The sequence below is a fragment of the Flavobacterium sp. 5 genome, assembly GCF_002813295.1.
Lineage (GTDB): Bacteria > Bacteroidota > Bacteroidia > Flavobacteriales > Flavobacteriaceae > Flavobacterium.
Genome location: NZ_PHUE01000001.1, coordinates 2439919 through 2458412 on the forward strand (window position 1 = coordinate 2439919; position 18494 = coordinate 2458412).

12 protein-coding genes are annotated in these 18494 nt (G+C 34.0%); 6 read left to right on the forward strand and 6 right to left on the reverse strand.

Features of this window, described 5'->3' with window-relative positions; genetic code table 11:
* Window positions 1-77: 77 nt before the first annotated feature.
* The 3 genes from CLU82_RS09925 (at window position 78) to CLU82_RS09940 (ending at window position 5302) form a co-directional block, all read left to right on the forward strand.
* Window positions 78-1505: an OmpA family protein gene (locus CLU82_RS09925; RefSeq protein ID WP_100842947.1), complete on the forward strand. Its 1428-nt coding sequence runs from the start codon at window positions 78-80 to the stop codon at window positions 1503-1505.
* A gap of 63 nt (window positions 1506-1568) precedes the next feature.
* On the forward strand, window positions 1569-4334 hold the full coding sequence (locus CLU82_RS09930) for a PD-(D/E)XK nuclease family protein (protein WP_100842948.1): 2766 nt from the start codon (window positions 1569-1571) through the stop codon (window positions 4332-4334).
* A 296-nt stretch (window positions 4335-4630) separates the two neighbouring features.
* A complete protein-coding gene (locus CLU82_RS09940; protein WP_100842950.1) occupies window positions 4631-5302 on the forward strand; it encodes an ATP-binding cassette domain-containing protein in 672 nt (223 codons plus the stop codon).
* Here the strand turns inward: CLU82_RS09940 and CLU82_RS09945 are convergent.
* The 5 genes from CLU82_RS09945 to aceB all read right to left on the reverse strand — a co-directional run bounded on the left by CLU82_RS09945 (window position 5299) and on the right by aceB (window position 12363).
* A complete protein-coding gene (locus tag CLU82_RS09945) occupies window positions 5299-6081 on the reverse strand; it encodes an alpha/beta fold hydrolase (protein ID WP_100842951.1) in 783 nt (260 codons plus the stop codon). The genes CLU82_RS09940 and CLU82_RS09945 overlap by 4 nt on opposite strands.
* Window positions 6082-6224: 143 nt before the next feature.
* Window positions 6225-7028 (reverse strand): TIGR00266 family protein, encoded by an 804-nt coding sequence (locus tag CLU82_RS09950; RefSeq protein WP_100842952.1) that lies wholly within the window; start codon window positions 7026-7028, stop codon window positions 6225-6227.
* Between the two features lie 151 nt (window positions 7029-7179).
* A complete protein-coding gene (locus CLU82_RS09955; protein WP_100842953.1) occupies window positions 7180-8472 on the reverse strand; it encodes an aminopeptidase P family protein in 1293 nt (430 codons plus the stop codon).
* A gap of 933 nt (window positions 8473-9405) precedes the next feature.
* Window positions 9406-10686: an isocitrate lyase gene (aceA, locus tag CLU82_RS09960; RefSeq protein ID WP_100842954.1), complete on the reverse strand. Its 1281-nt coding sequence runs from the start codon at window positions 10684-10686 to the stop codon at window positions 9406-9408.
* Between the two features lie 75 nt (window positions 10687-10761).
* Window positions 10762-12363, reverse strand: coding sequence for a malate synthase A (aceB, locus tag CLU82_RS09965; RefSeq protein WP_100842955.1), 1602 nt, complete (start codon window positions 12361-12363; stop codon window positions 10762-10764).
* 120 nt (window positions 12364-12483) lie between these two features.
* Between aceB and CLU82_RS09970 the strand changes: the two genes are divergently transcribed.
* Window positions 12484-13965 (forward strand): helix-turn-helix domain-containing protein, encoded by a 1482-nt coding sequence (locus tag CLU82_RS09970; protein ID WP_100842956.1) that lies wholly within the window; start codon window positions 12484-12486, stop codon window positions 13963-13965.
* A gap of 93 nt (window positions 13966-14058) precedes the next feature.
* On the opposite strand, the gene CLU82_RS09975 is transcribed toward CLU82_RS09970, so the two are convergent.
* Window positions 14059-15420 (reverse strand): hydroxymethylglutaryl-CoA synthase family protein, encoded by a 1362-nt coding sequence (locus tag CLU82_RS09975; RefSeq protein ID WP_100842957.1) that lies wholly within the window; start codon window positions 15418-15420, stop codon window positions 14059-14061.
* A gap of 384 nt (window positions 15421-15804) precedes the next feature.
* Here CLU82_RS09975 and CLU82_RS09980 point away from each other — a divergent pair, with 384 nt between their 5' ends.
* Both CLU82_RS09980 and CLU82_RS09985 read left to right on the forward strand, forming a co-directional pair.
* Window positions 15805-16470, forward strand: coding sequence for a succinate dehydrogenase cytochrome b subunit (locus CLU82_RS09980; protein WP_100842958.1), 666 nt, complete (start codon window positions 15805-15807; stop codon window positions 16468-16470).
* A gap of 14 nt (window positions 16471-16484) precedes the next feature.
* Window positions 16485-18494, forward strand: a complete 2010-nt coding sequence (locus CLU82_RS09985) for a fumarate reductase/succinate dehydrogenase flavoprotein subunit (RefSeq protein WP_100842959.1) — start codon at window positions 16485-16487, stop codon at window positions 18492-18494.

Genomic DNA, 18494 nt, shown 5'->3' on the forward strand with positions numbered 1-18494 from the left:
AACAAATTATTTTGATGTTACAGAAAATCGTTCTACTTTTGTCTCAAATTAACTAATTGTAATTAAAATAACAAAGTATGAAACATCTTAACAAACTTTTAGTTGCTGTAACGATGGTGATGGGATTAAGCTCTCAAGCACAGGACAGTAACAATAAATGGGCTGTCGGTTTTGGAGTAAACGCGATTGACTATAGATCTAGTGCTGGTGATGGCTTTCCAAGTCAATTTGATCAGCCATTTAAAGTAAGCGATAACTGGAATATTCTTCCTTCAGTTTCTTATATCAACGTTTCTAGATACGTAGGTAGTGGTTTTATCGTTGGACTTACAGGGTCAATTAATCAAATAGATAAATTTGTTACAGTTCCCAACGTTGTTGTGAATCCTGGAGATTTAATGTACTATGGTATTGATGCTACAGTTACATATAGTTTCATGGAGTTAATTAAGTCTAAAGTATTAGAACCTACATTAAGTGTTGGTGGTGGTTATACTTTCTTAGGAGACGAAAGTTACGGAACAGTTAATCCAGGAGTTGGATTAAATATTTGGTTTACTGAAAACGTAGGTCTTTCATTATTAGGAACTTATAAAGCGTCTTTTGGAGACAGAACATATGATGGTACTCAAACGCCAGATGCTCCATCTTACACTCAATATTCTGCGGGTCTTACTTTCAAGTTTGGTGCTAAAGATACTGATGGAGACGGAATCTATGATAAAGATGATGCTTGTCCAGACGTTGCAGGTTTAAAACAATTCAATGGTTGTCCTGATACAGATGCTGATGGTATCGAAGATTCTAAAGACAAATGTCCTACAACTGCAGGTACAGCAGAATTCCAAGGTTGTGCTGATACAGATGGTGACGGTGTAGCTGATCCTGATGACGCATGTCCTTCAGTTGCTGGTTTGAAACAATTCAAAGGTTGTCCTGATACTGATGGAGATGGTGTAACAGATGCTTCTGATAAATGTCCTACAGTAGCTGGTCCTGCTTCAAATGGTGGATGTCCTGAATTGGATTCTGATAAAGATGGTGTAATTGACAAAGAAGATGCTTGTCCTACAGTACCTGGTCCTGCAAGTAACAAAGGATGTCCAGAAGTAACTGAACAAGTTTTACAAGATCTTAAAGTACAAGCAAGAGCTGTATACTTCGTAAGTGGTAAAGCTGTTTTAGCTACTGCAGATAAAGGAGCTACAGATGGTAGATTAGAAGCGATTAAAGAAATCCTTAAAAACTACCCTAACGCTAAATTTGCTATCGAAGGACATACTGATAATACAGGTAGTGCTAAAATAAATCAAAAACTTTCTGAAGATAGAGCTAAAGTTGTTATGGATAAGTTAATTGAAAAAGGTGTAAACCCTGCTAATTTAACTTCAGCTGGTTATGGTTCAACTAAACCAGTAGCTTCTAACAAAACTAAAGAAGGTAAAGCACTTAACAGAAGAACAGAAATTAGACACATAGGTACAGTATACGAAGGTAAATTGTAATCAAGTCTCTAAATAATTTTAAAAAGCCATTCTTAATTGAATGGCTTTTTTTATATTTATAAAATGACAAATATTTCTTTTTTAAATAAAATAGCAACTGTAATTCTATCAGATTATAATAATGTACTAACTGAAACAGTTATTGTTTTACCTAATAAACGAGCAAAAATATTTCTTGTTGAAGCATTAAAAAATCAAACTGATGAGAATATATTTTCTCCAGAAATTATAAGTATTGAAGATTTTGTTCAAAATATTGCTGGGATAAGAGCAATTGATCCTATAGAACTGCTTTTTGAGTTTTATGAGGTCTATTTATCTATCACTGAAAAAAAGAATCAGCAATCTTTTGAAATTTTTGCCAATTGGGCAAAGACACTTCTTCAAGATTTTAATGAAATTGATCGTTACTTATTAGATCCAGATCATGTTTTATCCTACTTAAAGGATATTGAAGATATTAAGAAATGGGGAATTGAAGTCGAAAACAAAACACAATTACTAGAAAATTACATTGATTTTTGGAAATTATTACCGAATTATTACCAATCATTATACGAACATTTATTAAAAAAAGGAATTGGATATCAAGGTTTAATTTATCGGGAAGCAGTAAAAAATATTAATCATTTTTCTAAATCAATAGAAAAAAAACAGTTCGTTTTTGCAGGATTTAATGCCTTGAACGCTTCTGAAGAAAAAATAATTCAGCTTCTTATTGCCTCAGGTCAGGCTAAAATATATTGGGATGCGGATCAAACATTTTTAAATGATCCCTATCATGATGCAGGTTTGTTTTTGAGACGTTTCAAAGAAAGTTGGAAACATTATAAATCGCATCCGTTTGAATGGATAGTTGATGAATTCTCAGCTGTTAAAAACATTCAAGTCATTGGTACGCCAAAAACTATAGGTCAAGCCAAAATAGCTGGGAGTATTATAGAAAATATTACGGTTAAAAATCCAAACGCTTCATTAGATAAAGTTGCTGTTGTTTTGGGGGAAGAGAATTTGTTGATTCCACTATTATATTCTTTGCCAAATACTGTTGGTGCTTTGAATATTACAATGGGATATTCCAGTAAAAATAACCCAGCCCAAATATTAATTGCCAAATTATTTAAAATGCACACCAATGCATTGTCTAGAAGTAATAGTAGTTATGTATTTTACTATAAAGATGTGTTGGATGTATTAACACATCCATTAATTGAACCGTATGCAAATACAAGCGCTCTGGTTGGAATCATAAATAAAAACAACTATACTTTTATTAGCCATCATAAATTATTAGAACTAAATGATCCTGTCAGTGATTTATTCTTACTAGTGTTTCAAAAGTGGGAGAAAGGGTCTGTTGAAGTTTTAGAAATAATTTCAAGTTTATTATTGAAGGTTAAGAATAATTTGAGCAATGAAAATGAGGAAGAAAAAATAACGAAAGCTTTTGTCTATGCCATTTTCAAAGTAATTAATAAACTCATTAATTATTATTCGCAACACAAGGAAATTGATACAATAGATACACTTTATGCGATTTACAAACAAGTAATTGATTTGGCAGAAGTTTCGTTTGAAGGAGAGCCTTTGAATGGACTTCAAATTATGGGAGTTCTTGAAAGCAGAGTATTGGATTTCGAAACTGTAATAATTACTTCTATGAATGAAGGGAAGTTTCCAGCGGGGAAATCTCAAAATTCGTTTATTCCTTATGATGTGAAGCGCGAATTAGGCTTGCCTACTTTTAAAGAGAAAGATGCCATCTATACGTATCACTTTTATCATTTACTGCAACGTGCCAAGAATATTTATTTGCTTTATAATACCGAGAGTGATGGATTAGACGCAGGAGAAAAAAGCCGTTTTATTACCCAATTGGAAGTTGAGAAACAGCGAAATCATAATTTAACTCATGAAATTTACAATGCAGTTTTGCCAGATACAGCTTATTCACCAATGGTAATACCAAAGTCTGAAAAAGTGATGTTGCGCTTAAAAGAAATTGCAGAAAAAGGATTTTCACCTTCGGCATTGACGAGTTATATTCGTAATCCTATCCAGTTTTATTTTCAAAAGATTTTGAGAATTAGTGAAGTTGAAGAAGTAGAGGAAAATATTGCGTTGAATACTTTGGGAACTATAATTCACGAGACTTTACGAGTTTTATACGAACCTTTTGTTGGTAAATTTATTTCTGAATTTGATATTCAAAATTGTATCAAGCGAATTGATTCTGAAGTTTTAATTCAATTTAAATTGGTTTACAAAGAAGGAGAAATCAAAAAAGGGCGTAATCTTTTGGCTTTTGAAGTGGCCAAACGCAATGTTTTAAATTTCTTAAAAGTAGAATTAGAGAACATTAAAAATGGAGATGCCATAAAAATTGTGGAACTTGAAAAAACATTTGAACGAATAGTTGAACATCCGAGTTTGCCTTTTCCAGTTTTGATTAAAGGAAACGTGGACAGAATTGAAGAACGCAACGGAATAGTTAGAATCATTGATTACAAAACCGGTAAAGTTGAAAAAGCGAGTGTTACTCTTAAATCTTGGAAAGGATTGACAGATGATATTAAAAGTGACAAAATTATTCAGGTTTTGGCATATGCCTATATGTATGAACAACACGCGAAAGGGAAACCGATTGAAGCAGGAATTATTTCTTTTAAAAACCTTAAATCTGGGTTTTTACCTTTTAATTTGAAAGAAGAAAAAGAAAGTGTTGCCATTATTAACAATGAAATACAATCAAGTTACTTGGAGCAAATTGTTTTGTTGTTGAATGAGATATTGGATGAAACGATTCCTTTTGAGGAGAAAATTCTGTAACAAATGAAGAAAACTTGGATGAATGTTTTTGAGTTTTTTAAAAGCACACTTTTTATTAATTTATCTGTTTGTTTGGTGTGTTTGCTCTTTGGAAATATTGATAGCCTCTTTTTTATTTTTGCAAGCTTTGGTTTTATGATTAGTATTTTCTACAAAGAAATTTACAGAAAAAGTGATTATTTGTTTTATGCTAATAATGGAATTTCAAAAATGAAGTTGATTATTTCAAGTTATTTTTGCACCCTTAGTTTGTCTATTTTAGGAATGATTTTGTTTTTTTACATAAAGAAATTATTTTGAGTAAACATGTTTTAGAAGTAGATAGTCTTAGGAAACTTTTTGGAAACAAATTAGCTGTTTCGGATGTGTACTTAAAATGTGAGACTAGTAAGATTATTGGTTTGTTAGGTCGGAATGGTTCTGGAAAGTCAACATTATTAAAAATTATTTTTGGAATTGTTTCTGCTGAAAATAAATGCATTCGTATTGATGGAACAGTAAAACTCAAAACATCAGAAATACTTAAGGATGTTAGTTATCTGCATCAAGAACAATTTATACCAAATTATTTCTCTGTTACAAAGGCTATTTCTTTGTCTATAGGAGTTTTAGAAATGAAACAATTTTTGGAAGATAATTTTATTCAATCAATTTTGAATAAAAAAATACGTCAATTATCTTCTGGAGAATTACGGTATTTGGAGATAAAATTAGTGCTTTATAACTCTTCTAAATTTGTTTTGCTAGACGAACCGTTTAATGGTTTATCTCCTTTAATGGTTGAAAAAGTAATTCAATTGATAAAAGAGAATTCGTTTAAAAAGGGAATTATAATTACAGATCATGATTATGAAAATGTAATGACTATTGCGACTCAACTTTTATTAATGAAGGATGGAAAAATTCATGCAATTAAAGATAAAACAGATTTGATTGAAAAACAGTATTTAAGTCCAAGTATGATTTAAATTCTCTTGAAGAAGTCCGTTAAAACAGTAGTCAACTCCGTTTTGTTTTCTATGGAACTCATGTGACCATCGTGGAAAGTAACTAGTTCTACATCTGTTCCTTTTATTTGTTCCAAATTTTCTTCGTAGTTGAGAACAGGGTCTTTTTCCCCTAAAATTAATAATTTTGGAAAGGCTGTTGTGTGTAAAAGAAACTCTCTGTCTTTTCGGATTTTCATTCCTTCAAGAGAGGCAACGATTCCTTGCAAAGGCGTTTTTAAAGCTTGAATTTTTACTTCTTCGATTTCTTTAATGAGTTTCTCTCTATTTTCTTCGCTGAACAAATTAGAAATAGATAATCGGATGAAAGTTTCGTAATCTTTCTTAACGGCTTTGATGGCACGGTCTCTGTTTTTCTTTCTTTCAGCGCTGTCTTCTTTGGAAGTAGAGTTGAGTAAAACCAATCCTTTTATCTTTTCAGGATATAATTCGGCGAAAGCCAAAGCAACATAACCACCCATAGAATGACCAACAAAAATCGCTTTTCGAATTCGTAATTTGGATAAAACATCATAAACCATATCGGCATTTTCTTCCATAGTTTGCACATAGCCCAAACTTTCTGTTTGACCGTGACCTAACAAATCGATGGTAATGATTCTGTTTTTTGTACTTAATTGAGATACATAATGATCCCACATGGTTTTGTTTTCCAGAAAACCGTGTAGTAAGACTACGGCAGTTCCTTTTCCAGAATCAGTATAGGATATTTGTGTGTTTTTGTAGAGTAATGTTTCCAAAGGAATTGCGAATTAAGTTCAAGATTTATGATTGCAAAATTAATTCTTTCTAATGCAAAATGCTGTATTTGAGAAAAGCATTTTATAAAATAAAACAGCTCACCAATTGAAGTGAGCTGTAGTTATTTAGAATAAAATAATTTTTAAAATCGATTATCACCATCCAAAAGATTGCCTAATCCTCCGAGTAAACTGCCTTCTTCACGACTGTTTCCTCCAGCTCGTGGAGCCGAAGCAATAATACGATCAGCTAATCTAGAGAAAGGTAATGATTGTATATAAACAGTTCCTGGGCCTTGCAAGGTTGCGTAAAATAAACCTTCACCACCAAAAAGAGAGTTTTTGATTCCGCCAATAAACTGAATATCGTAATTAACATCTTTTGTAAAACCGATAATGCATCCAGTATCAACTTTGAGGATTTCCCCGTGAGCTAATTCTTTTTTGGCCATCGTTCCTCCAGAATGCACGAATGCCATTCCGTCTCCTTCTATTTTTTGCATGATGAAACCTTCACCTCCAAAGAAGCCGCGTCCTAGTTTTTGAGAAAATTCTATTCCAACAGAAACACCTTTGGCAGCGCATAAAAAAGAGCTTTTTTGACAGATGAATTTGCCTTGAAATTGTGTTAAATCAATAGGAAGGATTTTTCCAGGATACGGTGAAGCAAATGAAACTTTACTTTTAGTATTTCCTTGGTTTAAAAAAGCCGTCATAAATAAGCTTTCGCCAGTAAGGACTCTTTTTCCCGCATTGAGAAGTTTGTCAAACAAACCTGATCCCTGTTGTTGAGAGCCATCACCAAATATAGTTTCCATCTGTATGTTATTCTCCATCATCATGAAGCTCCCTGCCTCGGCAACTACAATTTCCTGTGGGTCTAATTCTATTTCAACATACTGCATTTCTTCTCCAAAAATCTGATAATCTATTTCGTGTGCTTGCATGATTTCTAATGATTTAGTTTTTAAAATAAGTCGAATGAGTATTTAGAATGTTACAACCGAAAAATTATTTTTTTATTTTAATTGAGGCTAAAAAAAAATGGCTTGCATTACTGCAAACCATTTTTTGTGTTTTATATTGATTTTCTTTAAACTAAGAATTCATTAAACTTTCGATTTCATCTACTTCTATCGGAATGTTACGCATCAGGTTAAAAGGCTCGCCTTTCTCCTGAATAACAACATTATCTTCCAAACGAATTCCGAAACCTTCTGCTGGAATATAAATTCCTGGCTCTACCGTAAATACCATGTTGGCTTTCATAGGCTCGTGTAATAACCCGTAATCGTGAGTATCAAGTCCCATGTGGTGCGAAGTCCCGTGCATGAAATATTTTTTGTAAGCTGGCCACTCTGGATTTTCATTTTGCACATCGGCTTTGTCTATTAATCCTAAACCAAGCAATTCCGAAGTCATGATTTTACCCACTTCTACGTGATATTGTTTCCAAAGAGTTCCAGGAGTCAGCATTTTGGTTGCTTCATTTTTCACATTCAAAACAGCGTTGTAAACTGCTTTTTGTCGGTCTGTAAATTTTCCTGAAACAGGAATCACGCGTGTCATATCGCTTGAGTAATTAGCGTATTCGGCAGCCACGTCTAGCAAAATTAAATCCCCTGCTTTGCATTGTTGGTTGTTTTCGATATAATGCAATACATTGGCATTATTTCCAGAAGCAATAATTGGAGTATAAGCAAAACCTTTGGAGCGATTGCGAACGAATTCATGAATCAATTCCGCTTCAATTTCATATTCGGTTACATTTGGTTTTACAAACGAAAGCAGCCTGCGGAACCCTTTTTCGGTGATATTACAAGCATTCTGAATTAAATCAATTTCTTCAGTTTCCTTAACAGAACGAAGGCGTTGTAATATAGGGTTGCTTTTGGCTACTTGATGTGCAGGGTATTTTTCTTTCCACCATTTTACAAAACGCGCTTCGCGAGTCTCCGTTTCAACAGAGGCACGGTAGTGTTCGTTAGTATTGATGTACATAGTATCTGAATACGTCATCATTTCGTTCAGGATTTTATGAAAATCCTGTAACCAATACACGGTTTTAATTCCCGAAACTTCAAAAGCTCTCTCTTTGGTTAGTTTTTCACCTTCCCAAATAGCAATATGTTCGCTAGTTTCTTTTAGGAACAAGATTTCTCTTTGGTTCTCGTACGGCGCGTCTGGAAAAAGCAGTAGGATACTTTCCTCTTGATCTACACCCGAGAGATAAAAAATATCACGATGCTGTGCAAATGGTAAAGTACTATCTGCAGAAACTGGATAAATGTCATTCGAATTGAAAATAGCGACACTATTTGGCTTCATTTCGGCAATGAATTTTGAACGATTTTTTATAAAAAGGGCGCGATCTATTTGATGATATTTCATTTTAAAGCGATTTTGGGTGTTGATTCATCAAAAATAGTAACTTTTGAAATGTAATTTGTCTTTATATGGTTTTTTTTAAGGTTTACAATTAATCTTTGAATCAATTATTTTTTTGGAGCAGTAGGATCGGGCTTTTTTAGTGAGATGGTTCCTGCTCTTCGCTGTAATCTTTTTATTTTTAAAGAAAAAATAAAAAGGATTTCCACTTCGATCAGGGCTAAAGAGAGAGATCTTGCTTCTTTGTTATTATTTAGACACTGAGTCTTGTTTTACGAGGGGTACTATCAATAAACAGTAAGCATAGCAAGTTGTATTAGGGTTTATCATAAAGTAACTTATGGTTTAACACCCCTATTATTGGTGCTTAACACCAATATACCTACAGTTTAACACTATATTATTGGTGTTTATCACTAATGGAGTTATGGTTTAATACCCCTATTATTGGTGCTTAACACCAATATACCTACAGTTTAACACTATATTATTGGTGTTTATCACTAATAGAGTTATGGTTAAACACCTTTATTGTTGGTGTTTAATACTTCTATTATTGGTGCTTATCACCAATAGAGTTATGGTTTAACACCTATAGTGTTGGTACTTATCACCAATACAATTATGGTTTAGCATCTGTTTTTATTTTTTAAGTAAAATTCTTCAGTTTTCTGTTCTGTTTTTCTGCGAAATCTGAGAGCCGTTTTTCTCTTGATAGCCTCTTATTTTGCTGATTGTTTGCGTGAGGGATAGAAGCAGGCTACCAAAGTAGCGCGTATAGCCCGACAGCATCTAAATAAAAGGGCGAATACTCGTAAAGTGAATTTGCCCTTTTATTGAGATGGGGTCACGCCCAAAAGATTTTAAGAGGTAGTAATGCAAAAAAAACACGAAGAAATAATGGTTTCTTCATGCTTTTTAGAAAAGTAATTAAAATTAAAATTGAGCTACTTCGGTTGAATCTTTCATGGCTGTTGTAGAAGATTTTCCTGTTGTAACGGTGTTTTGTACAGCATCAAAATAAGTGGTGCCAACAAATCCTTGATGTTTTACGGCTTTGAAACCGTGTTGTTGTAAAGCGAATTCTCTTTCCTGTAGTTCAGAGTAACCTGCCATTCCTCTTTCTTTGTAGGCTCTTGATAATTCGAACATGCTGGTATTCAAAGCGTGGAATCCTGCTAAAGTGATGAATTGAAATTTATAGCCCATTGCCGCCAAGTCTTCTCTGAAGGTTTCCATTTCGGCTACCGATAATTTGGCAGCCCAGTTGAATGATGGTGAGCAGTTGTAAGCCAATAATTTTCCAGGGAATTTAGCATGAATAGCATCGGCAAAGCGTTTTGCATATGCTAAATCTGGATTACTAGTTTCCATCCAAAGCAAATCGGCGTAAGGAGCATAGCTCAAACCACGGTCAATTCCTTGATCTACACCGCAATTTACGTAGAAGAACCCTTCGGCAGTTTTTTCTCCAGTAATGAACTTCGCATCTCTTGGGTCGATATCGCTGGTTAATAAATTAGCAGCATCGGCATCTGTTCTGGCTACGATTAGTGTTGGCGTACCCATTACATCGGCAGCCAATCGTGCTGCTACTAGTTTATTGATGGCTTCCTGAGTAGGTACTAAAACCTTCCCACCTAAATGACCGCATTTTTTAGCAGAACTCAATTGATCTTCGAAGTGAACTCCTGCCGCTCCTGATTCTATCATGGATTTCATCAACTCGAAAGCATTTAGATTACCACCAAAACCCGCTTCGGCATCGGCAACAATAGGAACTAAATAGTCTTTTTTGTCTGCAGATCCATTTACTACTTGTATTTGGTCGGCGCGCAAAAGCGCATTGTTGATTCTTTTTACAACCAAAGGAACGCTGTTGGCAGGGTATAAAGATTGGTCAGGGTACATTTCACCAGCTACATTAGCATCAGCTGCAACTTGCCATCCACTCAGATAAATGGCTTCAAGTCCGGCTTCTACTTCCTGAATAGCTTGGTTTCCTGTAAGTGCGCCTAAACCTGCGACGAAATCCTGTGAATTAAGTTTGTTCCATAATTTGGTGGCTCCCATTCTGGCAATACTGTGCTCTATTTGATAAGAACCTTGAAGATTGATTACTTCTTCGGCAGTATAAGGACGTTCGATTCCTTTCCACCTTGGGTTTGTTAGCCAGTCTGTAATTAATTCCTGAATTTTGGTTTCGGTTGTTTTCATGGTGTTTTAAGTTAATAGTGTTTGTTGGTTATTAGTTTGGTTGGTTTTTTATGTTTAAAATCGTAGTTCTGACTTTTATAAGTACTTATAGCCTGTTAGGGTTAGAAATTCTATGAAGTTGTCGTTTACTACAAGTGTATCCAATAGCTTTTCGGCTAAGTGATAGTTGTGGTTTTTATAATTATCATCTCCCACTTGCTTTTTGATTTTTTCAAATTCTTCCATGGCTAAAAAATGATAGTATTTTTTGGTTAGTATTTTGTAGTTGTCCAATTCTACTTCGTTTTGAAGCCATTGCCAAAGTTGCGATCTTGAAATTTCGGCAGTTGCTGCGTCTTCCATTAGATGGTGTAACGCGGCAGCACCTTGTCCGTTAAGCCATGAAGCAATATAAAGTACCGATATACTGATGTTTTTACGAACACCTTGCTCAGTGATTGTACCTTTTGGAACTGCTAGCAAATCTTCTTCTACTACGTTTACATCTTCTCTTTTTATATGAATTTGATTTTGTGTTGGCATGTACTTATCAAAAACTGATTGAGCCAACGGAACTAAATCTGGATGTGCTACCCAAGTGCCGTCGTGTCCATTTTGTACTTCTCTTCTTTTATCGGTTACTACTTTGTCAAACGCAATGTTATTGGCTTCTTCATCATTCTTAATTGGAATTTGAGCAGCCATTCCGCCAATGGCATGAATGTTTCGTTTGTGGCATCTTTGAATAACCAATTGTGAATAAGCACTCATGAAAGGTGATATCATGGTAACTTGGTCACGATTCGGAACGATGTAGGTTTTGTTTCTTCTTAATTTTTTGATGAAAGAAAAAATGTAATCCCAACGACCGCAATTTAGCCCAACGATATGATCTCTTAATTCGAAAATAATTTCGTCCAGTTGAAAACTGGCAGTAATCGTTTCTATCAATACGGTTGCTTTGAAAGTGCCGTTTTGTTCCCCTAAATATTCTTGCGCAAATTCAAAAACTTCATTCCACCATCTTGCTTCCAGGTAATGCTCTAATTTTGGCAAATAGAAGTAAGGAGCCGTTCCATTCTTGGATAATTGCTCATGATTATGAAAGGCATACAATCCAAAATCAATTAAAGAACCAGATGCTTCCTGATTGTCAATAAGAATATGCTTTTCGTTTAAATGCAAACCGCGTGGTCTAACAATTAAAACAGCTGTCTTTTCTTTTAAAGCGTATTTTTTATTTTTTATAGGGTCTTCAAGAGTTATGGTTTTGTTTACAGCATCGATTAGATTTTGTTGACCTTCCATCAAGTTTTTCCAAGTAGGCGAGGTGCTGTCTTCAAAGTCGGCCATAAATGTTTTTGCCCCCGAATTGAGTGCGTTGATAACCATTTTTCGATCCACAGGCCCTGTTATTTCAACTCTTCGGTCACGTAAATCTCTTGGTGTGATTGCGGCAGTCCAATTACTTTCTCTAATCATTCGTGTTTCTGGTGGAAAACACGGTAAGGCTCCGGCATCAAATAAGACTTGTTGTTTTTTACGGTCTTCTAATAACGAAAGTCTTTTGTTATTAAATTTTTGATGCAATTCAGTTAAGAATTCAATAGCTGCATCCGTCAATATTTGTGGATACTGCTGATCCATTCCAGTTGTTATCTGAAATGTTTTTTCTGTGGTTTCAGTTTGGTTTATCATGGTTAGTGCTTTTTGATAATGCAATACTACAAAAAGTTTTTTACAAAACAAGCGAACGTTCGCTAAAAATGAAAAATATTTTTTTTGAGTTTTTTCTTTTTTTAATTTACCTTTGATTTTATGAATATAGAAAAGGATTATATCAAGTTGATTTTCGGGCTTAAACTCAAGCAGGCTCGAACAAATAAAGATTTGTCATTATTTGGTCTTGCCAAAATAACAGAACTGTCAAAATCCTATTTGAATGAAATAGAGAAAGGAAAAAAATATCCCAAAACGGATAAAATCATTCTTTTAGCAGAGAAATTGGATGTTTCTTATGATCACATGGTGTCTTTGAAACTGGATAATAATCTCGCGCCGATAGGTGAAATTTTAAAATCAGGAATTTTAAAAGAGATTCCTTTGGATCTTTTTGGGATTCAGGAAGCCGATTTAATTGATATCATTGCCAATGCTCCGGCCAAAGTCAATGCTTTTATAAGTACTATCATTGAGATAGCACAGCATTATAATTTAAGTCGGGAAAGTTTTTTCTTAGCGTCATTGCGTTCCTATCAAGAAGCACATAATAATTACTTTGAAGACCTTGAGGAAAAAGTGCTGTTGTTTTGCAAAGCATTTCATATTACAAATACTACCAATATTTCAATAGAAGAATTGTCGGCGATATTGATCGAAGAGTATGGCTATAGTATTCAGGAAATCATTTTTTCGGAACAGGAAGAATTGGGCGATTTGAGATCTATTTTTGTGCCAAAAAGCAAAACCTTATTGCTTTCGGTTGGTATTGATGATTCTCAAAAAGCATTTATTTTGGCTAAAGAGATTGCTTATAATTTTCTTGAAATTAAAGAAAGACTCTATACTTTTAGTTGGATTAAGTTTGAAAATTTTGATCAAGTCCTCAATAACTTTTATGCTTCCTATTTTGCTGGGGCATTACTTATTCCGAGAGAACCATTGATTGAAGAGCTAAATGCTTTTTTATCGAAAGAAAATCCAAAACCACAAGAAATGGTTCAGTTGATTAATAAGTTTACTGTTTCGCCAGAATCATTTTACCAACGATTGACGAATATTTTACCAAAAGATTTTCAAATAAAGAACCTGTTTTTTCTTCGTTTGTCTCATGAAATTGGTTCGAATACCTATCAGATTAAAAAAGAATTGCATATCACCAATCAGCAAGAGCCTCATGCTAATGAAATGGATGAGCATTATTGCAGAAGATGGGTTTCTATAAAAACGATTGTAGAATCTTTAAAACAAAAAAAAGAGCACTTTTTTGACGCACAGATTTCACGTTATGAAAACAGTAATAATGAATATCTCGTTTTTTCATCAGCTACGCCCGATCCGTTTAAGAAAAACTGTTTAAGAAGTATTTCGGTTGGAATTTTGATAACACCTTCTGTAAAAAAGAAATTTAAGTTTATTGAAGGAGATTTGATTCAAAAGCAACTGGTTGGAGTTACTTGTGAAACTTGTTCGGTTAAAGATTGTTTAGAACGTGCATCGCCTCCAATTCATTTAGACCAAAAAATCAGACACGAAAAGACGGATGCAACGGTACAAGAATATATTGCTAAATTTAGTTAAGCATTAATTTCTAAACTGATTTTAGCTTAAATAAAAAGAGCCACGAATGGATGTTGTATCTTTCGTGGCTCTTTTTCAGTGTCAATTGTAATTTTAATCAACCCATTTGTAATAACGAGCACCTATCAAATTTGGAATTTCGGTTTCTATTCGATCTAGAATCCATTCATTTTTTGGTGTTTGAATACTTTGTTTTTGTTCCTTTTTATGTAATTTTTCATAAGTGTCAAAATCAATTTCAAAACTTTTTTCCAATGTTTCAAAAAGAGCAATATTGGTTAAAGCTGATTTCCATTCAGTCTGAATAGTTCCTTCAAAAACTTTAGATTTTGATCCGCTTCCGTATGCTAAGAATCCAAATTTTGTTTCTGAAATATCTTTTTTTGTGTCATAAAAATGAGCCAAAGTCGATAATAATCCCATGAAAATGGAACCTGTATAAAGGTTTCCAATTAAAGAAGAAGCTAATTCTGCAGGCTGTAATTTTTCGGAAACAAATGTTTTATAATTCTCAGATTTACTGATTTCTTTCAATTTGTTTTGATATTCCGAAGGATCTTCATTACCAGTAATAATCTTTGTAGAAGCATCCAAAGCGTAAATTTCAGATAGCATTCTTCGCCCTTGAAAAGCGTACGGTAGGTGCATAACAATGCTTTTCCATGTGCTATAAACCGTTTCTTGAGTATTCTTTATTTTTTTGAATGAAAAATAAGCTTCTCTGGTTCGGTCCATATAACATTGGTTCGAATATTGTCCGTCAAACACAGGTTGGTCTTTATGGATTTCAATTTCGGCCTCCAAATTATCAAACCAAGATTCGTTGTTTGTATTCCCAGTAATTACTTGTTTTGAGATTGTTCTGTAAGGTTTAAAGAAATCAAAAACGCCTTTGGTGCTAACTCCCCAATGGTTTTCGAAACTAATGATTCTTGGGTTTTGAGTAACCAACATGGCTACAGCTCCAGCTCCTTGCGTATATTCTCCAGTAGAATTTAAATCGTATTTGGCAAAATCAGTAGTGACAACAATTGCTTTTTTGGTTGGATTTAATTGAACAAAATCAAGGCAGTTTTGTAACGCATCAACACCTCCGATACAGGCAAAGGTAAAATCAACAACATCACATTCTGATAAAGAACCTTCTCCAAATTTTTGTTCCATCAATGCTATTAAAAAAGAACTAATCGGTTTAGAACTGTCAATAGCACTTTCGGTTCCAACGTATATTCGGGCAACTTCATTTAAATTAATGTTGTTGTCTTGGATTAATTTTGTTAATGCATTGGCTCCAAATACAACAGTATCTTGATGTGTATCTGGTAATGTCATTTTTAATAAACCTAATCCTTTTTCTAATTTTTCGGGTTCTATGTTTCTAGCTAAAGCTAATGTTTTTATTGGTAAGTGTAGTTTTGCAACATCAAATGCAAGAGCGTCAATTCCGGTTTTCATGAATAAAATTTAAGGATGTAAAGTTAAAATTGCTTTGGGGGAAATACAATTTTTTAAGGGTGTAAAATGATTGAAATTTAATTTTTAGGGAATAATTTGTAAACCTTGTTTTGAATTATACAATTGTTAGTTTTTTAAACATTTGGCGATAAAATATAATTAGGTTTGTAATTTTAATGCCTTTTTTTGATTTACGATGGATTTCGTTATAAAGGACAAATTTAGCTTGTAAACTACGTATTTTTGTAAGTATTAAATACGTATTTTTTACGTACTTTAAAATGATTATAAATAGTGTAGTAAAATTGCATATTTGGTTGTTATTCTTTCCTAATTACCATAAATTTGTTGGACTTTTTAAAAAAATAAAATATTTATATCATTATGGCAAAATCTTCAATGTTGAAGTCGTCAATAGCTAAAAAAGTAGCTATGGCGCTTTCAGGTCTTTTTTTGATTTCGTTTCTATCGCTACACTTCTTTATTAATTTCGTATCCGTTTTTAGTGAGAATTCTTTTAATGCGATGTCACATTTCATGGGTTATAACCCTTTAATTCAATATGTTATGCAACCTATTTTGGTTGCGGGTGTGATTTTTCACTTCGTTATGGGATTCGTTCTCGAGTTGAAAAACAGAAGCGCCAGACCTGTTGCGTATGTAAAATACGATGGTGCTGCAAATGCTTCATGGGCTTCAAGAAATATGATTATTTCTGGTTTGGTTGTATTGGCTTTCTTAGGATTGCACATGTATGATTTTTGGTTTCATGAAATTGTTTATAAATATGTAGATGTAAATGCAATTAATGAATCTAGATATTATGAAGAATTGGTAGCTAAATTTGAAAGCCCAGTTCGTACAGGATTGTATTGTGTTGCTTTCGTGTTATTGGCATTACACCTTTGGCATGGTTTCACTTCTTCTTTACAATCAGTAGGGTTTGACAATAAAATTGGAAAGTCTTTGCATAAAATTTGTTATGCATTTGCAATTATAGTTCCTTTTGGATTTATTTTCATTGCACTTTTTCACCATTTTAATAATTAATATCAATCTATATAATGAAACTAGATTCTAAAATACCAGAAGGTCACATTTCACAAAAATGGACTGATTATAAAGATCACTTAAGGTTAGTTGCTCCAAACAACCGACCAAAAATAGATATCATCGTTGTAGGTACAGGATTAGCTGGTGCTTCGGCAGCTGCTTCTTTTGCTGAGATGGGTTATAATGTAAAAGCTTTTTGTTACCAAGATTCTCCACGTCGTGCGCACTCAATCGCTGCACAAGGAGGTATCAATGCTGCAAAAAATTATCAAAATGATGGAGATAGTACTTTCCGTTTGTTTTACGATACAATTAAAGGAGGAGATTACAGAGCACGTGAAGCAAACGTTCACCGTTTAGCTGAAGTTTCTGGAAACATCATCGATCAATGTGTGGCTCAAGGTGTTCCTTTCGCACGTGATTATGGTGGAATGTTGGACAACCGTTCTTTTGGTGGTACACAAGTACAACGTACTTTTTATGCTGCTGGACAAACAGGACAACAATTATTATTAGGAGCTTATTCTTCTTTATCAAGACAAATCGGTTTAGGGAAAATCGATATGTACAACCGTCACGAAATGTTAGAATTGGTAAAAGTTGATGGTAAGGCTCGTGGAATCATTGCTCGTAACTTGATTACTGGAGAAATCGAAAGACATTCTGCTCACGCTGTTATTATTGCAACTGGAGGATACGGAAATGTTTATTTCCTTTCTACTAATGCAATGGGATCGAATGTAACTGCTGGTTGGAAAATCCACAAACAAGGAGCTTATTTTGCAAATCCTTGTTACGTACAAATTCACCCAACTTGTATTCCGGTACACGGAACAAATCAATCTAAATTGACATTGATGTCAGAGTCATTAAGAAACTCTGGACGTATTTGGGTTCCAAAGAAAATAGAAGATGCTCAAGCTATTCGTGCAGGTAAAATGAAACCTACACAAATCGCTGAAGAAGATAGAGATTACTACTTAGAAAGAAAATATCCTGCATTTGGTAACTTAGTTCCTCGTGACGTTGCTTCAAGAGCTGGTAAAGAAGTTTGTGACGCAGGTTTCGGAATTGAAGCGAACGCTACTAACGAAGGAGTTTATTTGGATTTCTCTACAGAGATTCAATCTAAAGGAAAACAAACAGCTTACGCTAAAGGAAATCATCATCCAACAGCAGAAGAAATTGATTCTTTAGGGAAAAAATGGTTGGAAGAGAAATATGGTAACTTGTTTACAATGTACCAAAAAATCACGGATGAGAATCCTTATGAAACTCCAATGAAAATTTATCCAGCAGTTCACTACACAATGGGTGGTGTTTGGGTTGATTATAATTTACAATCATCTATTCCAGGATGTTTCGTTGCAGGAGAAGCTAACTTCTCTGATCACGGAGCGAACCGTTTGGGAGCTTCGGCTTTGATGCAAGGTTTGGCAGATGGATATTTCGTATTACCTTACACTGTTTCTGATTATTTGGCTGATGATATTCGTACTGGAAAAATTTCAACAGATTTACCAGAATTCGTAGAAGCTGAGAAAAATGTAAAAGAGACTATCAATAAATTCTTGTCTAATAAAGGATCAAAATCTGTGGATCATTTCCATAAACTTTTAGGACACATTATGTGGAATAAAGTTGGAATGGGTCGTAACGAAAAAGGTTTAACAGAAGCTATTGCGGAAATTGCAGCTTTAAAAGAAGAATTCTTTAAAGAAGTTTATGTTCCTGGAAGTTCAGATGAATTGAATCCTGAATTAGAAAAAGCACTTCGTGTTGCTGATTTTATCGAATTAGGACAATTAATGGCTATGGATGCTTTACAACGTAAAGAATCTTGTGGAGGTCACTTCCGTGAAGAATATCAAGATGCTGAAGGGGAAACTCTTCGTGATGATGAAAACTTCAAATTTGTTGGTGCTTGGGAATACAAAGGATACGACATTACTAAAGAAGAACTTCACAAAGAAGAATTGAATTACGAGTTTATTAAAATAGCCGCAAGAAACTACAAATAA

What these genes read in the sequence shown, in the direction of transcription:
- CLU82_RS09925 (WP_100842947.1), top strand. Translation starts at nt 78, where the DNA reads ATGAAACATCTTAACAAACTTTTAGTTGCTGTAACGATGGTGATGGGA.
- CLU82_RS09930 (WP_100842948.1), top strand. Translation starts at nt 1,569, where the DNA reads ATGACAAATATTTCTTTTTTAAATAAAATAGCAACTGTAATTCTATCA.
- CLU82_RS09950 (WP_100842952.1), bottom strand. Translation starts at nt 7,028, where the DNA reads ATGCAAGCACACGAAATAGATTATCAGATTTTTGGAGAAGAAATGCAG.
- CLU82_RS09955 (WP_100842953.1), bottom strand. Translation starts at nt 8,472, where the DNA reads ATGAAATATCATCAAATAGATCGCGCCCTTTTTATAAAAAATCGTTCA.
- aceA (WP_100842954.1), bottom strand. Translation starts at nt 10,686, where the DNA reads ATGAAAACAACCGAAACCAAAATTCAGGAATTAATTACAGACTGGCTA.
- aceB (WP_100842955.1), bottom strand. Translation starts at nt 12,363, where the DNA reads ATGATAAACCAAACTGAAACCACAGAAAAAACATTTCAGATAACAACT.
- CLU82_RS09970 (WP_100842956.1), top strand. Translation starts at nt 12,484, where the DNA reads ATGAATATAGAAAAGGATTATATCAAGTTGATTTTCGGGCTTAAACTC.
- CLU82_RS09975 (WP_100842957.1), bottom strand. Translation starts at nt 15,420, where the DNA reads ATGAAAACCGGAATTGACGCTCTTGCATTTGATGTTGCAAAACTACAC.
- CLU82_RS09980 (WP_100842958.1), top strand. Translation starts at nt 15,805, where the DNA reads ATGGCAAAATCTTCAATGTTGAAGTCGTCAATAGCTAAAAAAGTAGCT.
- CLU82_RS09985 (WP_100842959.1), top strand. Translation starts at nt 16,485, where the DNA reads ATGAAACTAGATTCTAAAATACCAGAAGGTCACATTTCACAAAAATGG.